This is a genomic window from Streptomyces sp. NPDC034043 (assembly GCF_055575675.1).
In genome coordinates this window covers 368,768-386,301 of sequence record NZ_JBVISF010000001.1, presented here as the reverse complement: position 1 = coordinate 386,301, position 17,534 = coordinate 368,768, and the positions used below count along the sequence as shown (strand labels likewise).

Genomic DNA, 17,534 nt, shown 5'->3' with positions numbered 1-17,534 from the left:
TGTCCTGCCTGTTGCTGCGTGTTCCTGCAAGGTATCGGGCCGTTTCGCGCAACTTCAAGCATCTCCCCGGTGATCCGCTGGGCTAATCTCGACGGCGGGCCCGGCGGAGGGCCCGGGGGACGACACGGGAGGGGCGCCATGACCCGCGAGGAACGCTGGCGGAGACTGCTCGACCTGTTGGTGGAACGCCACGGGCTGGAGGTGGAACCGGCCGCCGAGGCGCTCGGCGTGTCGGCGGCGACCATCCGCCGGGACCTCGATCAGCTCGCGGAGCAGCAGCTGCTCGTCCGCACGCGCGGCGGGGCGGTGCCGCACGGGGTCTCCTACGAACTCCCCCTGCGGTACCGCACCTCGCGCCGGGCCGCCGAGAAGCGCCGGATCAGCGAGGCGGTCGCGGCCCTGATCGCGCCGGGCGAGGTGATCGGGCTGACGGGCGGCACCACGACGACGGAGGTCGCCCGCGCCCTGGCGGCCCGCGCCGACCTCGCCGCGCCCGTCGGCGGCTCCCCCGCGCTCACCGTGGTCACCAACGCGCTCAACATCGCGGGCGAGCTGACGGTCCGGCCCCAGTTCAAGATCGTCCTGACGGGCGGGGTGGCCCGCCCGCAGTCGTACGAACTGACCGGACCGCTGGCCCAGCAGACGCTCGGTCAGCTGACCGTCGACACGGCCGTGGTCGGCGTCGACGCCTTCGACGCGGCCGACGGCGCGGCCACCCGCCACGAGGACGAGGCCGCGGTCAACGCCCTGCTGTGCGAACGGGCCCGCCGCCTGGTCGTGGCGGCGGACTCCACGAAGCTGGGCGTCCGCGCCTTCGCCCGGATCTGCGCCACCTCCGCCGTGGACGTCCTGGTGACGGACACCGCCCTGACGGACGCCGCCGCCCGGCCCTTCCGGGAGGCGGGCGTGGAGGTCGTACGGGTCTGACGCCGCGCCGGGCGTACGCCCTCCGCTCAGCCCCGTCCCTCGAACCCCGCCAGCATCGCGCGCGGGTCGAAGGCGACCCGGATCCGGGCGATCCTGCCGTCCTCCACGCGCATCCAGTTCGCCGTCGTCGCCGGCGGCGCCACGGTGGTGTGCAGCTCGAACCAGGTGATCACCTCATCGCCTTCCGCCACCCGCGCCTTCACCTCGATCTTCTCCAGCACCTGGCCGACCCCCTTCAGTCCGGCCAGCGCCTCCTCCACCCCCGAGGCCGTCCCCAGCGGCCCGACGAAGTCGACGTCCTCGGCCACCAGCCCCCGCACGGTCTCGAAATCGCCCGCCTCCCAGGCGGTGAAGTAGGCCTCGGCAAGCTGTCGCGCGCTCTTCGTTGTCGTCATGCCCCCATCCTCCCGAGCACCACGGCCATCAGTCCAACAGATGATGATGATGGGATCTATCATCACGGGATATGGAGATGCATCAGCTGCGCTACTTCGCCGCCGTGGTGGACGAGGGCACGTTCACCGGCGCCGCCCATCGCCTGCACGTCAGCCAATCCGGCATCAGCACCCAAGTGGCGAAGCTGGAGCGCGAGTTGGGACAGCCCCTGCTCGACCGCTCCGGACGCCGGGTCCGCCTCACCCCCGCGGGCGAGGCCGTGCTCCCCCTCGCGAAGAACGCCCTCGCCACCCTCGACGCCATCCAGCACACCGCGGCGGAGTTCGCCGACGCCGTGCGCGGCCGCGTCCGGCTCGGCATGATCATGGGCTGCTCGATCCCGCCCTTCCTGGACACCGTCGCCGGTCTCGGCCGCACCCACCCAGGCATCGAACTCAGCCTGCACGAGGGCCACTCCGACGACCTCCAGTCCCAAGTCCTCTGCGGCGCCCTCGACCTGGCCCTGATCGCCTACGCGGGCGAGGTCGCCCCCGGCCTGGAGTCGCACGTCGTCATCGACGAGCCGATCGCCGCATGCGTGCCGGCCGGGCACCCCCTCGACCGTGCGGAACCCCGACTGGCCGGCCTGCGGGGCGAGAAGGTCCTCTGCCTCTCCCGGGGCACCGGCATCCGTGCCGCCTACGAGGACTCCTGCCGCCGGCTCGGCCTGGACCCGCGCGTGGACATCGAGGCCAGCTCCCCGCTCACCCTGCTCCGCCTCGCCGAACGCGGCGCGGGCGTCGCCGTCCTCAGCACCTCCTCCGCCCAGGGATCCGGCCTCCGGGCCGTCCCCCTCGCCGACGCCGCCACACACGCCCGGCTCGGCCTCATCGCCCGCCGCGGCCAGCACTCCCCGTCCGTACGGCTCCTGCGCGCCAGGCTCCTCGCCGCACTGCGAGCCGCCTAGGCCCTGTCGTCAAAGTAGCGCCGGTCAGGCCCGCGGCGTCCGGTGCCGTGCGTCGCAAGGCGGAGGGGCGCCCGAGTACTGGACGTACTCGGGCGCCCCGGCAACGCGGCGAGGTGCGGTGCCGGGGGCCGCGGGCCAGGCGGGACTTTGACGACGAGGCCTAGCAGGGCCTAGGGCATCGCGGGCCGGGCGAGGTGGGCGGCGATGGTGCGGGCGCAGGTGAGGGACTCGGTGTGCGTGGTGTCGACCTCCAGGTCGTAGGAGACCCCCTCGTGGACCACGGCCGCCTGGGACGCCGCCATGCCCGGGGTGCGGTCGCCGCGAGCGGTCTCCCGGCCCGCGGCGACCTCGGGGTCGCACCTGACCGCGACCCACAGGACGTCCAGCCCGCCCAGGGCCCGCCGCCAGCGTTCCTGTGACTGCGCTCCGCCGAGGAAGACGTCGTCCACGACGATCCTGGCGCCGGCCCGCGCCATCGTCGCGATGCCCTCCGTCCAGGCCTCCTCCAGCGCCCGGAAGTCCGCCCCGACGCTCACCGCGCCGTCCTCGCCGAAGACGATCCCCCCGTCCGCGTCCCGCATCCTCGCGGGCAGGGCGTCGACGAAGGAATCACAGCCGAACGCCAGCCACTGATCGGGCAGTTCGGCCTGGAGGCAGCGTACGATCCCCGACTTTCCCGAGCTGGACGCGCCGTTGAGAATGATCATCTGAGTCGTCATGGACCCACCGTACGGCCACTCAGTGCGCCGGGACCCGCTGGGCCTCGTGGGTCAGGGCCGCCAGGACCGGGGCGATCAGCGGGTGGGTCTCGGCCCCGCGACGGGTGGCGGCGAAGACCCGGCGGGTGGCGGCCGGGCCCTCGACGGGGCGTACGCGGACCTCCCGCAGGTCCATGCCGCGCAGCGCCGAACGCGGCACCAGCGCCACCCCCGCGCCCGCTCCGACCAGGGCGGTCACCGCCCGGAAGTCGTCCGAAGAGTGCACGAAGCGCGGCTGGAACCCCGCCAGTTCGCACGCCAGCAGGGTCACGTCGTGGCACGGGTTCCCCGGGTACTGCCCGACCCAGTCCGCGTCGGACAGGTCCGCCAGCGCCACGGCGGACAGACCGGCGAGCGGATGCCCGGCCGGCAGCACCGCGTCGAAGGGTTCCGCGTACAGCGGCAGCACAGACAGCCGGCCGTCGTCGGCGCCCGGCGCGCCCCGGTACTCCACCGCCAGCGCCAGGTCGGCCTCCCCGGCGAGCAGCAGCGGCAGGCTCTGATCGCCCTCCGCGTCGCGGACCCGGAGCCGGATGCCCGGGTGCTCCAGGGCGAGGCGGGCGATGGCGGGGGCCAGTACCTCGGCGATGCCGGTGGCGAAGGCCGCGACCGTGACCTCGCCGGCGGTACCGCCCGCGTAGGCGGCGAGTTCCGCCTCGGCGCGCTCCAGCTGGGCCAGCACCTCGTGCGCGTGGCCCAGCAGGATCTCCCCGGCCGCCGTGAGCCGTACGCCCCGGCCGCTGCGGGTCAGCAGCGCGTGGCCGGTCTCCTGCTCCAGCGCGGCGAGCTGCTGGGAGACGGCGGAGGGGGTGAGGTACAGGGCTGCGGCCGCGGCGGTCACCGTACGGTGGTCCGCCACGGCCCGCAGGATGCGCAGCCGGCGGGGGTCGATCACACCCCCATGATGTCAGCCCTGAGCAGCGGAAAGCGTCGCGCGGGCGTCCACGAAGGCGGCCACCGCGCGCTCCACGTCGGCCGTCGAATGGGCGGCCGAGAGCTGGACGCGGATACGGGCCGCGCCGAGGGGAACGACCGGGTAGGAGAATCCGATCACGTACACGCCGCGCTCCAGGAGGAGCTCCGCCATCCGGCCCGCCTCGGCGGCGTCGCCGATCATGACGGGGGCGATGGCGTGGTCGCCGGGCAGGATCTCGAAGCCGGCCTCGGTCATCTTCGTGCGGAACAGCTTCGTGTTGGCCGTGAGCCGCTCGCGCAGGTCGTCGGCGGACTCCAGCAGGTCGAGGACCTTCAGGGAGGCGGCGGCGATCACCGGGGCGAGGGAGTTGGAGAAGAGGTACGGGCGCGAGCGCTGGCGCAGCAGTTCGACGATCTCGGCGCGCGCGGCGACGTAGCCGCCGGAAGCGCCGCCGAGGGCCTTGCCGAGGGTGCCGGTGATGATGTCGACGCGGTCCATCACCCCGTGCAGCTCCGGGGTGCCGCGGCCGCCGGGGCCGACGAAGCCGACGGCGTGCGAGTCGTCGACCATGACCATGGCGTCGTAGCGGTCGGCGAGGTCGCAGATCTCGGTCAGCGGGGCGACGTAGCCGTCCATGGAGAAGACGCCGTCGGTGACGATGAGCTTGCGGCGGGCTCCGCCCTCGGTGGCCTCCTTCAGGCGCGCCTCCAGCTCGGCCATGTCGCGGTTGGCGTAGCGGAAGCGGCGGGCCTTGGACAGCCGGATGCCGTCGATGATGGAGGCGTGGTTGAGGGCGTCGGAGATCACCGCGTCCTCGGCGCCGAGCAGGGTCTCGAAGACGCCGCCGTTGGCGTCGAAGCAGGAGGAGTAGAGGATCGTGTCCTCCTGGCCGAGGAAGGCCGACAGGCGGGCCTCCAGCTCCTTGTGCACCTCCTGGGTGCCGCAGATGAAGCGGACGGAGGCCATGCCGTAGCCCCAGCGGTCGAGTGCGTCCTTCGCGGCGGCGACCACGTCGGGGTGGTCGGCCAGCCCGAGGTAGTTGTTGGCGCAGAAGTTCAGCACCTCGCCGGGGGCGCCGCCCGCGGTGACGGCGACGGCGGCGTTCTGCGGGGTGCCGATGACGCGCTCGGGCTTGTGCAGGCCCGCGGCGCGGATCTCGTCGAGGGTGGTGCGGAGGTCTTCGCGTACGGACTCGAACATGGGCTTCGGATTCTCCTTGTGCGGATCGCCGTCCGGCGGACGGGGAGGAGGGGGCCGGGCCCCGCGGAGGGGGGAGGGTTGGCGGGGCCCGGCCCGGAGGGAGCTGGTCTCGTGCGGTGGTCGCGGTGGTCGCGTGGCCCCGGCTGCGGCGGTCGCCCGGGCGGCCGGGGTGCCGCTCGTGGGCCCTGGCCCGGAGCACCGGTCCTGCGGCGGCGGCCGGGCGCCGGTCCGGCGGCCCGGATCGGTGATCCGGGGCCCGGGCCCAGGCCCGGCCGGGGGCCCGGCCCGGCCACGGCCGGAGCCACCGCCGTGGACCAGGGCCGTGTCGCCCTAGGCCCTGTCGTCAAAGTCCCGCCTGGCCCGCGGCCCCCGGCACCGCACCTCGCCGCGTTGTCGGGGCACCCAAGTACGTCCAGTACGGGGGCGCCCCTCCGCCTTGCGACGCACGGCACCGGACGCCGCAGGCCTGACCGGCGCTACTTTGACGACAGGACCTAGGCCGTCCAGTCCAGGATGATCTTGCCGCTGCGGGCGGTCGCGGCCTCGTCGAAGGCGGCCTGGAAGTCGCGGTGCGAGTAGCGGCCGGTGATGACCGGGGACAGGTCGAGCCCGCCCTCCAGCAGCACGGTCATCGCGTACCAGGTCTCGAACATCTCGCGGCCGTAGATCCCCTTGATGGTGATCATCGAGGTGACGACCTTCGCCCAGTCCACCGGGAACTCCTGGGCCGGGAGGCCGAGCATCGCGATCTTGCCGCCGTGCGTCATGTTGTCGATCATGTCGCGCATCGCCTCGGCGCGGCCGGACATCTCCAGGCCGACGTCGAAGCCCTCGCGCAGCCCCAGCCTGGTCTGTGCCTCGGCGATGGAGGACTCGGCGACGTTCACCGCGAGCGCGGCGCCCGCCTTGCGCGCGATGTCCAGGCGCTCGGGGCTGACGTCGGTGATGACCACGTTGCGCGCGCCGGCGTGCCGGGCCACGGCGGCCGCCATGATGCCGATCGGGCCCGCGCCGGTGATCAGCACGTCCTCGCCGACCAGCGGGAAGGACAGCGCGGTGTGCACCGCGTTGCCGAAGGGGTCGAAGATGGCCGCCACGTCGAGGTCCACGGCGGTCCGGTGCACCCACACGTTCTGCGCGGGCAGCACCACGTACTCCGCGAAGGCCCCGTCGCGTCCGACGCCGAGCCCGATCGTGGAGCGGCACAGGTGGCGACGGCCGGCCAGGCAGTTGCGGCACTTGCCGCACACCAGGTGGCCCTCGCCGCTGACCAGGGCGCCGGTCTCGATGTCGCGGACGTCCGCGCCGACCGCCGCGACCTCGCCGACGAACTCGTGGCCGAGGACCAGCGGGGTCTTCACCGCGCCCTGCGCCCAGCCGTCCCAGGCACGGATGTGCAGGTCGGTTCCGCAGATGCCGGTGCGCAGCACCTTGATCAGCACGTCGCCGGGGCCGTACTCGGGCTCGGGGACGTCCATGAGCCACAGCCCGGGCTCGGCCTTGTGCTTGACGAGTGCCTTCATGGCGGTGGCTCCAGGCATGCGGAAGGGAGCGCCGCTCCCGCTGGCGCGCGGGGGGCGTGAGTGACGGGGACCAATCTGCCGATCGGCTCGGTGATCAGTCCATCGAGACTTTCTTAAGCGGGTCGACAGCGCAGCTTCACGCCTATGCTCCTCCCGTGACGGGGAGGGGACCGGGGGGCGGAAGCCGCGCTATGGTCCCTCACCGGGGAAAAGGGGAGGTGAGGGGCGTGCCGAGTCTGCGCAGCAGGGCGCTTTCGGCCGCACTGGTCGCGATGCGGCGGCGCAGACGGTTCACGACCGCCGAGGCGGTGCGGGCGGCCGTGGCACAGGCGGCCCGCAGGCCCGCTTCGCATCTGCCCCCGCGCTCGCTGGGACGGGTGGCGGAACTGTCGCGGACCTTCGTCGGGGCCTGGCCGGTGTACGACGCCTCGCCGCGCGGGGAAGAGCCCGTGGCCCAGGTGCTGTACGTGCACGGCGGCGCGTACATCGGTGAGCTGGTCGGGCCGCACTGGTCGCTGATCCGGAGCCTGGTGACGCGGGCCCGCGCCCGGGTGGTCGTACCGGCGTACGTGCTCGCCCCGCGCGGGACCGCCGACCGGAACGTCCCCGTGGCCGCCGATCTGCTGAGCGGCCTGATCGAGAGCGGCGGCGCGGGCGGGACGGTACTGGTCGGGGACTGTGCCGGGGCCGGGCTGGCGCTGGCCGCCGCGCAGCGGCTTCGGGAGCGCACCGGTGCGCAGCCGTCGCGGATCGTGCTGATCTCGCCCTGGCTGGACCTGAGCATGAGCCACCCCGGCCAGGAGGCGCTGGAGGCGGCCGATCCGGTGCTGGCGAGGGCCGGTCTGGCCGAGGCGGGACGGCTGTACGCGGGGACCCTCGCGGTGGACGACCCCCGGGTGAGCCCGCTGCACGGCTCCTTCGAGGGGCTGGCGCCCCTGACGGTGTTCACGAGCACCCGGGACGTGCTGGCCACCGACAGCCACGAGCTGCGGCGGCGGGCCGGGGCGGCCGGGGTCCGGGTGGAGTGGCACGAGGAGCCGGGCCTGCCGCACGGGTACCCGCTGCTGCCGGTCCCGGAGGGGCGGGCGGCCCGGAACAGGATCGTCGAGCTGATCGGGGAGACCGCGGACGGCGGCTGAGGCCCTGTCGTCAAAGTCCCGCCCGGCCTGCGCCACTGTGACGACAGGACCTGGACCGGCCGGAGCCGCACCGCCCGGGACGCCGCCCGCGGTCGGGCGGTGCGCGCCGCGGGAGGTCAGGCGGTGCACGTCATGAGCGAGCTGACCGGCCAGGCGCGGTACGCCGTCCAGTACGCCTCGTCGCGCGCGGCGTCGGCGGGCGGGGTGCGGGAGGGCTGCCAGCCGACGGTGCTGAAGCCCGCGTCGACGGCGGCTTCGGCGAAGTCGGCGTGCGCCCATTCGCGGTACTCGAAGTGCTGCGGGGGTTCCGTCAGGAACTGGGCCTTCAGCAGTGGGGCGTCCCCGTCCGGCACCCGGTCGAGGATGCGCATCCCGTACGGCGACCAGTCCACGCGCGGGTACGCGCCGGGGTTGCGCACGAGCGTCAGCAGCCGTCCGCCGGGGCGCAGGTTGGCCCGGATGCCGCGGAACATGGCGTGCAGGGCGGCCCGGTCGGGGGCGTGGCTGAACAGGTAGACGGCGGTGGCGAGGTCGAAGGGGCCGAGCTGCGGCATGTCGGCGGCGTCCGCGACCACGTACTCGACGGCGGCGGAGGGGGGCACGGACGCCCGGGCCCGGCGGACCCGGTCCGGGCAGCTGTCCACGCCGACCGTGCGCCGGGCGCCGCCGCTCGCCAGCAGCGCGGCGGTGCCGCCGTGCCCGCAGGCCACGTCGAGGGTGTCGAGGTCGCGGACCCCGCCGAGGGCGTCGAGGGCGGTGCGGAGGGTGAAGGCGTCGGCCGCCGTGAAGGCGGCGCGGGGCGCCGGGTGCGTGTCGTCGTACGGGGGTCGCATGCCGGATGCCTCCCCGGCGGGGGCGCCGCTGACGGCGTGCGCGGTGTCGCGTCCCCCCTTCGGGGGAGGCGTTCGGCGCATCGCCGCCCCGGAAGCACCCCGTCAGCCGGGCAGCAGCTCGCGGGCGCAGGCGCGCAGCCAGACGTGCGCCGGGTCGGCGTCGTGGCGGGGGTGCCAGGCGAGCCCCACGGGCAGCGGCGGGAGCTCCAGGGGGACTTCGAAGGTGACGAGGCCGAGGGCCTCGGCCTGGGGGACGCTGCGGGAGGCGATCAGGCCGATCAGGTCGGTGTCCCGCAGCACGAAGAGGGAGGCCGGGAAGGAGCCGACGCCGCCCACCACCCGCCGGGACAGCCCCCGTTCGGCCAGAGCGGCGTCGACCGGTCCCTCCAGCCTGCCGCGCCGCGAGACGGTCAGGTGCTCCCCCGCGGCGAACCGGCGCGCCGTGATCCGGCCTCGCAGCAGCGGGTGCCCGCCGCGTACGACGCCCAGCATCCGGTCGTCGAAGAGGTGCTCGGCGCGCACCTCGGGGGAACGGCTGTCGATGACGCCGAGTTCCAGGTCCGCGACCCCCTCGCGCAGCACCGGCAGGTCGACGTGGCTCTCGGACAGGAACCGCAGCCGTACCCCGGGCGCCTCGCGGGCCGTCCGCCGGAAGAGCGCGGCTCCGAACGCGGCGGCGAAGGAGTCGTGGGACAGGACGGTGAAGGTGCGGGTCAGGGTCGCCAGGTCCACCTGGCCGCCCGTGAGGAACAGGGCGCGGGCCCGCTCCACCACGGCGCGGACCTCGCCCTGGACGGACAGGGCGTGCGGGGTGGGGACCATCGTCCGGCCGGCCCGGACCAGCACGGGGTCGCCGAGGGCCTTGCGGATCCGGCCCAGGGTCCGGCTCATGGCGGGCTCGGAGAGGTGTAGGCGGGCGGCGGCGCGGGAGACGCTCGACTCCTCCAGGAGGACGTCGAGGGCGAGGAGCAGGTTGAGGTCCAGCCCGGATGCGGATTGCGTCACGCGCATTCATCCCTTGCAGAACTTGCACTGGAAAGCAGGTCACGCCAACCCTACGGTGGTTCCGGGGTGTTCGGGCAGACCGGACCGGACCGCCGCGCATCCCGTCCCCACCGACCGTCGACTCCCAGGAGGAGCCGTGCTCCGCCGTGCCCGCACACCGTCACCGCCGCTGCCGCTGCCGCCGTCGACGCCACCGCCGCCGCCGGCCGACGCTTGCGCGTCCGGTCCGTCCCGCGCCGCCCTGCTCGCGCTGTGCGCCTGCGTGCTCGTCGCCCAGGGCATGGTCGCCGCCGTGAACCTGCTGATCCCGCAGCTCGCCGCCTCCGCCCTGCACCCGGGTCCGGGCCAGTTGTTGTGGGCGGTCGACGCGTACGTGATCGTCTTCGCCGCGCTGCTGATCCCGGCCGGGGCGCTCGGCGACCGCTACGGCCGCAAGGGCGCCCTGCTGGCCGGGCTCGGCCTGTTCGCCGCGGGCGGTGCCCTCAGCGCGCTCGCCGCCGCCCCCGCCACGCTGATCGCGGGACGCGGGGTGTGCGGGGCCGGAGCGGCGCTGATCATGCCCGCCACCATGTCCGTACTGGTCCACCTGAGCCCGCCCGAGCGGCGCGGGCGGGCACTCGCCACCTGGACGCTGTCCGCCGGCCTCGGGGGCCTGGCGGGCAACGTGGCGGGCGGTCTGGCCGGGGAGTTCCTGACCTGGCGGGCCCTGTTCTGGGCCGTCGTCCCGCTGGGCGCGCTGCTCGCCCTCGCCGTGGCCCGCACGGTGCCGCGTACGCCTTCGCGCGCGGACGCGGCCGTCGACCCGCTCGGCGCCCTGCTCCTGGCGGGGGCGCTGTTCGCGGTGGTCCACGGCATCATCGAGGGCCCCTCGTACGGCTGGTCCTCGGCCCGCGTGCTGGGCTCCTTCGGGGGCGGGGCGCTGCTGCTGGCCGCCTTCGCCGCGCACGCGCTGCGCTCCGCCCGCCCCCTGCTGGACCCGCGGGTCTTCGCCTCGCGCGGGCTGCGCGCGGGGACGCTGGGCATCGGCGCCGCCTTCTTCGGGCTCTTCGCCCTGTTCTTCGTCAACGCCCAGTACCTCCAGTACGCCAAGGGCTTCTCGCCGGCCCTGGCGGGGCTGGCGATCGTCCCGCTCACCGTCGGCATGGCGGTGGTGCCCCGGTTCGGCGCGCGGCTCGCGGAGCGGGCGGGGCCGCGGCTGCCGGCGGGGGCGGGGATGCTGCTGATCGCGGCCGGGCTGCTGCTGGTGTCGACCGCCGACGCGGGCACCCCGTACGCCGCGTACGCGGGCTACCTGCTGGTGCTGTCGGTGGGTACCGGGCTGTGCGCGCCCCCGCTGACGCTGACGGTGGTCTCGGAGCTGCCGGCGCACCAGGCGGGGCTGGGCTCGGGGCTGAACACCGCCGCGCGGGAGATCGGCGCGGCGCTGGGCGTGGCGGTGGTCGGGACGGTGCTGGCCTCGCGGTTCCACGGGGACCCGGCGGATCCCGCGCAGGCGGCCGCCTTCACCGACGCCATGGGGGTGGGGCTGCGGACGGTGGCCGCCGTACTGGTCGTCGCCGCGGCGGTGGTGGTCCGGGGATACCGGGGCGCGGACGGGGGGCGCCCGGGCCGCGCGGGTGCAGCCGCGGGGGGCGAGGGCGCATCCTGACTGTGTGACGGCGAGAGCGGACGGCGGCGGCCCCTCCTCCGTCGCCATGGGCCGGGCGCTCGCACGGGCGGCGGCCGGCGCGATGCGGGCCGTCGGCGGCTACGCGGGCGGTGTCTACCTGCGCTCGGACACGGACGGGCTGCTGCGGATGGCCGTGGTCACGGGGCTGCCCGTGCGGTTGTTCCGGCCCTGGTGGCGGATGCAGGTGAACCGGCCGTACCCGGTCGCCGAGGCGTACCGCACCGGGCAGTCCGTGCACCTGCCGGACGCGGAAGCCGCGATGCGGCGCTTCCCGCAGCTGATGGCCGGGCTGCCGTTCCCGTTCGGGTCGTTCTACGAGCCGGTTACCGCCGGTGCGGAGCGGTTCGGGGTGCTGCTGGTGCTGCGGCCCGCGACGCCCGGCGAGGAACTGGGGGCCGGCGCCCGGGAGCGGCTGCGGGAGGCCGCCGCCGGGCTGGCGGAGGAACTGGCCGCGCTGGACGCCGCCGGGGAAGCGGTCCGCTGGGACGGCGACCCGCTGTGCGTACCCGTACCCGCCGCCGCGGACGAGGCGCGGGAGGCCCTGGACCGGCTGGAGACGGCGGTCCTGTCCGTGGACCGGCAGGGCGGCATCGCCTTCGCCAACACCGCCGCCGGGGAGCTGCTCGGGCGGGACGCGCCCCGGCTGCGGGGACGCGTGCTGTGGGAGGCGCTGCCCTGGCTCGGCCACCCCGCCTACGAGGACCACGTGCGGGGGGTTTTCATCTCGGGCGAGCCCGTGCGCTTCACGGCCCGGCGGGGCCCTCCGCCGGACGGCGACGCCCGTCCCGGCACCGGCGCCTCCGGTCCCGGCACCGGCACCGGCCCTGCCCCCGGGCCGGACGCGGAGTGGCTGTCCGTGGGCCTGTATCCGGGGCCGTCGGGGGTGACGGTCACCCTGGAGGCCGCCGACCCTCCCGCCTACGCCCCCGGGTCGGTGACCCGCCCCGGCGCCGGGCTCGGCTCGCCGGCGGACCGTGCCTCCTCCCTCTACCGGCCGGTGGCCCTGGCCATCGCGCTGACCGAGGCGGTCACCGCGCGCCAGGTGTCGGCCGTGGTCACCGAGGAGCTGCTGCCCGCGTTCGGCGGCCGGCAGCTGGCGATCTACGTGCTCGACGAACGGCACCTGTACCTCGCCTGGGAGACCGGTTTCCCCAAGGGGTTCCTGAACCGGTTCGACGGGGTCTCGCTCCACGAACGGCTCCCCGGCGTGGAGACCCTGACCTCGGGCCGGCCGCTGTTCTTCGAGTCGATGGAGCGCCTGGCGGAGGCCTATCCGGGGATCCCGCTGGACGCCGAGATCGGGGCCCGGGCCTTCCTGCCGCTGATCGCCTCCGGCCGCCCGGTCGGCTCCTGCATCCTCGGCTTCGACCAGCGCCGCGGCTTCAGCCCGGAGGAGCGTACGGTCCTCACGGCGCTGGCTGGCCTGATCGCGCAGGCCCTGGAGCGGGCGCGGCGCTACGACAGCGAGGCGGCGCTGGCCCGGGGGCTCCAGGCGGCGCTGCTGCCGCACCGGCTGCCGGTGCGGGGCGAGGTGACCACGGTGGGCCGGTACCTGGCCGGGACGGACGGCATGGAGGTCGGCGGCGACTGGTACGACGTCATCGAGGCGGCCGAGGGCCGGCTGGCGCTGGTCATCGGCGACGTCCAGGGCCACGGGGTGGCGGCCGCCGCCACCATGGGCCAACTGCGCAGCGCCGTACGGGCCTTCGCGCTCAGCGGCAATGACCCGGAGCAGGTGGTGCGGGGTACCAACCAGCTGCTGATGGACCTGGACCCGGGGCAGTTCGCCAGCTGCTGCTACGTCCTGCTCGACCCGGGCTCCGGCCATGCCCTGGCCGTCCGTGCCGGGCACCCGCAGCCGCTGCTGCGGCACGCCGACGGCCGGGCCGAGGTGCTGGACCTGGCGGGCGGGGTGGTGCTCGGCGTCGACCCCGGGGCGCGGTACCCGGTGACGGAGCTGGAACTGGCGCCGGGCGCGGTGCTGGCCCTGTACACCGACGGGCTGGTGGAGACGCCGGGCGCGGACATCGACGACGGCGTGGAGCGGCTGCGGGCGGCGCTGGCCACGGCCCGGCCGTCGCCGCTGACGGAGACGGCCGACCGGCTGGTCGCCGAGGCGGCCCGCACCGCCGACCGCCCGGACGACATCGCCCTCCTCCTCGCCTCCCGCGATCCGGCCCCGCACCCAGGTGCGGGCGCCGCGCCGGAGCCGCCCGCCGGACCTGCCTGAGCGGGCGCCCACCGCCGGTGGGCGCATCGGCCCGCCCGCCGCCCGGCCCCCGGAACGATTCGGGCGCATGCGGCACTGACCCACAGGCGCGGCCGGCCCCCCGCGCCCGGAGTGCGGCCACCGGGGCCGCCGCGATCCGCGGCGGCCCCGGTGGCACGGGCGGGTTCAGCCGGCGGATCCGTCGGCGGACAGGGTGATCGCGGTGTTCACCAGGCCGACGTGGCTGAACGCCTGCGGGAAGTTGCCGAGCTGGCGGCCGGCGCGGGGGTCGTACTCCTCGGCCAGCAGGCCCACGTCGTTGCGTACCGCCAGCAGCCTCTCGAAGAGCTCGCGGGCCTCCTTGGTCCGGCCGGTCATGTGCAGGGCGTCGGCCATCCAGAACGAGCAGGCCAGGAAGGCGCCCTCGTCCCCCGGGAGGCCGTCGACCGGGAGGCCTTCGGTGCTGTAGCGGCGGACCAGGCCGCCGCTGCCCAGTTCCGCCCACACCGCGTCGATGGTGCCGGTCACCCGGGGGTCGTCTGGCGGGAGGAAGCCGACGCGGGGGATGAGCAGGGTGGCCGCGTCCAGCTCGCGGGAGCCGTAGTACTGGGTGAAGGTGCCCCGCTCGGGGTCGTAGCCCTTCTCGCAGACGTCGCGGTGCACCTCGTCCCGCATGGCCCGCCAGCGCTCGATGTCGCCCGGCAGGTGAGGGGCGCCCTCCAGGGTCCGCACGGCCCGGTCGGCGGCGACCCAGGCCATCACCTTGGAGTGCGTGAAGTGGCGGCGCGGCCCGCGCACCTCCCACAGCCCCTCGTCCGGCCGGCGCCAGTTGCGCTCCAGGAAGTCGAGGAAGTACAGCTGGATCTTCCAGGCGTGCCGTTCCGAGGCCAGCCCGGAGGCGCGGGCCAGGTGGAGGGCGTCCAGGACCTCTCCGTACACGTCCAGCTGGAGCTGGTTCACGGCGGCGTTGCCGACCCGGACCGGCGCGGAGCCCTCGTAGCCGCGCAGCCAGGGCAGTTCGGTCTCGGGGATGCGGCGCTCGCCGGAGATGCCGTACATGATCTGGAGGTCGGCGGCGTCGCCCGCGATGGCGCGCAGGAGCCAGGACCGCCAGGCGCGGGCCTCGTCGAGGAAGCCGGTGGACAGGAGGGCCCCCAGGGTCAGGGTGGCGTCGCGCAGCCAGCAGTAGCGGTAGTCCCAGTTTCGGACCCCGCCGATCTCCTCGGGCAGTGAGGTGGTGGCGGCGGCGGCGATCCCGCCGGTGGGGGCGAACGTGAGGGCCTTGAGGGTGATCAGGGAGCGGGTCACGGCCTCCCGGTAGGGCCCCTCGTAGCGGCACTGGGCGGCCCACTCGCGCCAGTCGGACAGGCTGTGCTCCAGCGCCCCGTACGGGTCGACGGTCTCGGGCCGCGGCTCGTGCGAGGGATGCCAGGTCAGCACGAAGGCGACCTTCTCCCCCGGGCCGACGGTGCATTCCGAGCGGGTGCTGCGGTCCTCGCCCCAGGTCCGTACGGGCGGCTCGCTGCGGAACCACGCCGAGTCGGGTCCGGCGATCGCGACGCGGTCGCCCTCGCTGCGCCGGACCCACGGCACGACGTGGCCGTAGTCGAAGCGCAGCCGCAGGGTGCTGCGGACGGTGACCCGGCCGGACACCCCCTCGACGATCCGCATGACGTCGGGCGCGCTGTCGCGCTGCGGCATGAAGTCGACGACCTTGACAGTGCCTTCGTCGGTCTCCCAGTAGGACTCGAGGACCAGCGAGCCGTCGAGGTACGCCCGCCGCGTGCACCGTTCGCCCTCCTCGGCGCCGGCCGGGGCGATGCGCCAGTGGCCGTTCTCCTTGTCGCCGAGGAGGGCCGCGAAGCACGCGGCGGAGTCGAAGTGGGGCAGGCACAGCCAGTCGATGGACCCGTCGCGGCCGACCAGTGCGCAGGTCATCAGGTCGCCGATCAGTGCGTAGTCTTCGATGGGTTGTGTCATTCATCCGCTTTTCCCGCAAACGCGGGGGGTCAATCAGTCCGCCCGCACGGGTGTTTCAGTGACGGATGAGCAGGGCGACGACGGCGAGGACCACGCCGAGGGCGAGCGCCCGGGCGCCGAGGGCCAGCCGGTGGGTGCGCAGCGCGGGCACCGGCAGGAGGCGGTCGACGGCGTGGCGGCCGGGGCCGGCGAGGGTGAGGGCGGCCGCGGCGGCGGCGAGCAGGAGCTCGTACTCCATGCCCTTCGGGGCGAAGAAGGCGCCGGCGCCGTGGACGGCCAGGGCGTTGATCATCGTGCCGGTGACGGCCGCTCCGGCGAGGGGGGTCAGCAGGCCGAGGGCGAGTCCGAGACCGCCGAGGGTCTCGGTCAGGCCGGCGACGACGGCCATGGCGTCGCCCGCCGGGTAGCCGACGGCGGTGAAGAACCGGCCGGTGCCGCCGATCCCGCCGCCGCCGAACCAGCCGAAGAGCTTCTGGGTGCCGTGGGCGGCGACGGCGAGGCCGAGCACGACGCGCAGCAGGAGCAGTCCGGCGTCGTGGGCGGAGGTGTCGGCCGCGGGCGCGGCGGGGGCGGCCGCCGGGGTCTTCGTCAGGGTGGCGGAGGCGCTGGTCATGGGGGGGGTCCTTCCGGTCGTTCGCGGCCCGAGGGGAATAGTTCAAATTCGAACCGGCGACCCGAGCCTAGCCACTGATTCAAATTCGAACAACTCGTGTACCCTGACGCCATGGCTGACACGAGATGGCTGGACGACCGCGAGATGCGGGCCTGGAGGGGCTTCCTGGCCGCCTCGGCACTGGTGAACCGGCGTCTCGACCAGCAGCTCAAGGACGACTCGGGGCTCTCCCATCCCCAGTACGAGATCCTCGTGCGGCTCGCGGCGGCACCCGGCCAGGAGCTGCGCATGACGGAGCTCGCGAACGGGCTGATCAACTCCAAGAGCGGCCTGACCTACCAGGTCGGGCAGATGGAGAAGGCCGGCCTGGTCCGCCGCCGCAGCTGCCCCTCCGACGTGCGCGGGATCTTCGCCGTCCTCACCGACGCCGGCCGCGCCCGCCTGGAGGAGGCGGCCCCCGGCCATGTCACCACCGTGCGCGAGGTCCTCGTCGACGTCCTCACCCCCGAGCAGCTGGACGCCCTGGCCGACGGGCTCGGAGAGGTCAGCCGCCGCCTGCGCGAACAGGGCGCCTGACGCCCGGCCCGGCTCCGGGGTGCGCGGAGCGCCCTCCCGCACGCGAGCTCGGATCACGCACCGATGAGCCTCCCGCGCCGCGCCGGTCCGTCAGCCCGCGACCGACTCGTGGAAGGCTGGCGCCGTGCGGAAACTGATCTACGGCATGAACCTGAGCCTGGACGGCTACATCGCCGCCCCGGGTGACGACATCGGCTGGAGCGCGCCGAGCGACGAGCTGTTCCAGTTCTGGTCCGACCAGTTGCGGGCGACCGACCTGACGCTGTACGGGCGCAAGCTGTGGCAGACGATGAGCTCCTACTGGCCGACCGGCGACCGGCAGCCCACCGCCACCCCGGCGGAGATCGAGTTCGCGCGCCGCTGGCGGGACATGCCGAAGGTGGTGTTCTCCTCGACGGTCGGCGAGGTCGACTGGAACACCCGCCTGGTCACCGGCGACGCGGTCGCCGAGATCACCCGGCTCAAGGCCGAGGACGGCGGCCCGATGGACATCGGCGGCGCGACGCTCGCCGGGGCGGCCATGCGGGCAGGGCTGATCGACGAGTACGTGCTGGCCACCGCGCCGGTCCTCGTGGGCGGCGGCACGCCGTTCTTCTCCGCGCTGGACAGCTGGGTGAACCTGAACCTGGTGGAGACGCGGACGCTGCCCTGCGGCGTGATCCTGACCAGGTACGAGACGAGGCGCTGAGCGCCCGCCGTGCGACGGGCCCCCCGGTGGCCGATCGGTTCACGCCATGCCCGTCGTCGAAGGCTGTCCTCCCGGCACCGCGGCGCGGTTTCCGAGATCCCGCAGGGTGCTCTGGCCTACCGTCGGCAGCGGGTCACAGGACAGGACTCCACCGCA

The 17,534-nt window shown here is 74.8% G+C and carries 16 protein-coding genes; 7 read left to right on the top strand and 9 right to left on the bottom strand.

Going from position 1 to position 17,534, the window contains the following annotated elements:
- Nucleotides 1-138: 138 nt before the first annotated feature.
- Nucleotides 139-927, top strand: a complete 789-nt coding sequence (locus ACZ51S_RS02125; RefSeq protein ID WP_388936596.1) for a DeoR/GlpR family DNA-binding transcription regulator — start codon at nt 139-141, stop codon at nt 925-927.
- A gap of 26 nt (nt 928-953) precedes the next feature.
- Here the strand turns inward: ACZ51S_RS02125 and ACZ51S_RS02120 are convergent, their stop codons facing one another.
- Nucleotides 954-1,322 carry a nuclear transport factor 2 family protein gene (locus ACZ51S_RS02120; protein ID WP_468477210.1) on the bottom strand — a complete coding sequence of 123 codons (369 nt, stop codon included), beginning with the start codon at nt 1,320-1,322 and terminating at the stop codon, nt 954-956.
- Nucleotides 1,323-1,393: 71 nt separating this feature from the next.
- Here ACZ51S_RS02120 and ACZ51S_RS02115 point away from each other — a divergent pair, with 71 nt between their 5' ends.
- The gene (locus ACZ51S_RS02115; protein WP_468477211.1) at nt 1,394-2,269 is read left to right on the top strand and encodes a LysR family transcriptional regulator; all 876 of its coding nucleotides are present in this window, start codon (nt 1,394-1,396) and stop codon (nt 2,267-2,269) included.
- Between the two features lie 170 nt (nt 2,270-2,439).
- Here ACZ51S_RS02115 and cpt read toward each other — a convergent pair whose 3' ends face one another.
- The 4 genes from cpt to tdh form a co-directional block, all read right to left on the bottom strand.
- Nucleotides 2,440-2,988 carry a chloramphenicol phosphotransferase CPT gene (cpt, locus tag ACZ51S_RS02110; RefSeq protein ID WP_468479898.1) on the bottom strand — a complete coding sequence of 183 codons (549 nt, stop codon included), beginning with the start codon at nt 2,986-2,988 and terminating at the stop codon, nt 2,440-2,442.
- Nucleotides 2,989-3,007: 19 nt separating this feature from the next.
- Complete coding sequence (locus ACZ51S_RS02105; protein ID WP_468801787.1) at nt 3,008-3,922, bottom strand: LysR family transcriptional regulator; 915 nt, start codon at nt 3,920-3,922, stop codon at nt 3,008-3,010.
- Nucleotides 3,923-3,934: 12 nt separating this feature from the next.
- Nucleotides 3,935-5,143, bottom strand: coding sequence for a glycine C-acetyltransferase (locus ACZ51S_RS02100; RefSeq protein WP_388936610.1), 1,209 nt, complete (start codon nt 5,141-5,143; stop codon nt 3,935-3,937).
- Between the two features lie 494 nt (nt 5,144-5,637).
- Nucleotides 5,638-6,666 (bottom strand): L-threonine 3-dehydrogenase, encoded by a 1,029-nt coding sequence (tdh, locus tag ACZ51S_RS02095; protein ID WP_468959302.1) that lies wholly within the window; start codon nt 6,664-6,666, stop codon nt 5,638-5,640.
- A gap of 227 nt (nt 6,667-6,893) precedes the next feature.
- Between tdh and ACZ51S_RS02090 the strand changes: the two genes are divergently transcribed.
- Entirely contained in the window at nt 6,894-7,805 is a 912-nt protein-coding gene (locus ACZ51S_RS02090) for an alpha/beta hydrolase fold domain-containing protein (RefSeq protein WP_468959300.1), read from the top strand.
- A gap of 116 nt (nt 7,806-7,921) precedes the next feature.
- Here the strand turns inward: ACZ51S_RS02090 and ACZ51S_RS02085 are convergent, their stop codons facing one another.
- Nucleotides 7,922-8,638 carry a class I SAM-dependent methyltransferase gene (locus ACZ51S_RS02085; protein WP_468959298.1) on the bottom strand — a complete coding sequence of 239 codons (717 nt, stop codon included), beginning with the start codon at nt 8,636-8,638 and terminating at the stop codon, nt 7,922-7,924.
- Nucleotides 8,639-8,740: 102 nt separating this feature from the next.
- Nucleotides 8,741-9,649: a LysR family transcriptional regulator gene (locus ACZ51S_RS02080; protein WP_468801784.1), complete on the bottom strand. Its 909-nt coding sequence runs from the start codon at nt 9,647-9,649 to the stop codon at nt 8,741-8,743.
- A gap of 169 nt (nt 9,650-9,818) precedes the next feature.
- Between ACZ51S_RS02080 and ACZ51S_RS02075 the strand changes: the two genes are divergently transcribed.
- Together ACZ51S_RS02075 and ACZ51S_RS02070 are read left to right on the top strand one after the other, a co-directional pair.
- Nucleotides 9,819-11,291, top strand: coding sequence for an MFS transporter (locus tag ACZ51S_RS02075; protein ID WP_468801956.1), 1,473 nt, complete (start codon nt 9,819-9,821; stop codon nt 11,289-11,291).
- A 46-nt stretch (nt 11,292-11,337) separates the two neighbouring features.
- A complete protein-coding gene (locus ACZ51S_RS02070; RefSeq protein ID WP_468801955.1) occupies nt 11,338-13,542 on the top strand; it encodes a PP2C family protein-serine/threonine phosphatase in 2,205 nt (734 codons plus the stop codon).
- Nucleotides 13,543-13,707: 165 nt separating this feature from the next.
- On the opposite strand, the gene ACZ51S_RS02065 is transcribed toward ACZ51S_RS02070, so the two are convergent.
- A complete protein-coding gene (locus ACZ51S_RS02065) occupies nt 13,708-15,501 on the bottom strand; it encodes a glycoside hydrolase family 15 protein (RefSeq protein WP_468479902.1) in 1,794 nt (597 codons plus the stop codon).
- 55 nt (nt 15,502-15,556) lie between these two features.
- Nucleotides 15,557-16,114, bottom strand: a complete 558-nt coding sequence (locus ACZ51S_RS02060) for a DoxX family membrane protein (protein ID WP_468479903.1) — start codon at nt 16,112-16,114, stop codon at nt 15,557-15,559.
- 111 nt (nt 16,115-16,225) lie between these two features.
- Here ACZ51S_RS02060 and ACZ51S_RS02055 point away from each other — a divergent pair, with 111 nt between their 5' ends.
- Together ACZ51S_RS02055 and ACZ51S_RS02050 are read left to right on the top strand one after the other, a co-directional pair.
- Nucleotides 16,226-16,690 carry a MarR family winged helix-turn-helix transcriptional regulator gene (locus ACZ51S_RS02055; RefSeq protein WP_468479904.1) on the top strand — a complete coding sequence of 155 codons (465 nt, stop codon included), beginning with the start codon at nt 16,226-16,228 and terminating at the stop codon, nt 16,688-16,690.
- 124 nt (nt 16,691-16,814) lie between these two features.
- Nucleotides 16,815-17,378, top strand: a complete 564-nt coding sequence (locus ACZ51S_RS02050) for a dihydrofolate reductase family protein (protein ID WP_468479905.1) — start codon at nt 16,815-16,817, stop codon at nt 17,376-17,378.
- Nucleotides 17,379-17,534: the final 156 nt, after the last annotated feature.

What these genes read in the sequence shown, in the direction of transcription:
- ACZ51S_RS02125 (WP_388936596.1), top strand. Translation starts at nt 139, where the DNA reads ATGACCCGCGAGGAACGCTGGCGGAGACTGCTCGACCTGTTGGTGGAA.
- ACZ51S_RS02120 (WP_468477210.1), bottom strand. Translation starts at nt 1,322, where the DNA reads ATGACGACAACGAAGAGCGCGCGACAGCTTGCCGAGGCCTACTTCACC.
- ACZ51S_RS02115 (WP_468477211.1), top strand. Translation starts at nt 1,394, where the DNA reads ATGGAGATGCATCAGCTGCGCTACTTCGCCGCCGTGGTGGACGAGGGC.
- cpt (WP_468479898.1), bottom strand. Translation starts at nt 2,988, where the DNA reads ATGACGACTCAGATGATCATTCTCAACGGCGCGTCCAGCTCGGGAAAG.
- ACZ51S_RS02100 (WP_388936610.1), bottom strand. Translation starts at nt 5,143, where the DNA reads ATGTTCGAGTCCGTACGCGAAGACCTCCGCACCACCCTCGACGAGATC.
- tdh (WP_468959302.1), bottom strand. Translation starts at nt 6,666, where the DNA reads ATGAAGGCACTCGTCAAGCACAAGGCCGAGCCCGGGCTGTGGCTCATG.
- ACZ51S_RS02085 (WP_468959298.1), bottom strand. Translation starts at nt 8,638, where the DNA reads ATGCGACCCCCGTACGACGACACGCACCCGGCGCCCCGCGCCGCCTTC.
- ACZ51S_RS02080 (WP_468801784.1), bottom strand. Translation starts at nt 9,649, where the DNA reads ATGCGCGTGACGCAATCCGCATCCGGGCTGGACCTCAACCTGCTCCTC.
- ACZ51S_RS02070 (WP_468801955.1), top strand. Translation starts at nt 11,338, where the DNA reads ATGGGCCGGGCGCTCGCACGGGCGGCGGCCGGCGCGATGCGGGCCGTC.
- ACZ51S_RS02065 (WP_468479902.1), bottom strand. Translation starts at nt 15,501, where the DNA reads ATGACACAACCCATCGAAGACTACGCACTGATCGGCGACCTGATGACC.
- ACZ51S_RS02060 (WP_468479903.1), bottom strand. Translation starts at nt 16,114, where the DNA reads ATGACCAGCGCCTCCGCCACCCTGACGAAGACCCCGGCGGCCGCCCCC.
- ACZ51S_RS02055 (WP_468479904.1), top strand. Translation starts at nt 16,226, where the DNA reads ATGGCTGACACGAGATGGCTGGACGACCGCGAGATGCGGGCCTGGAGG.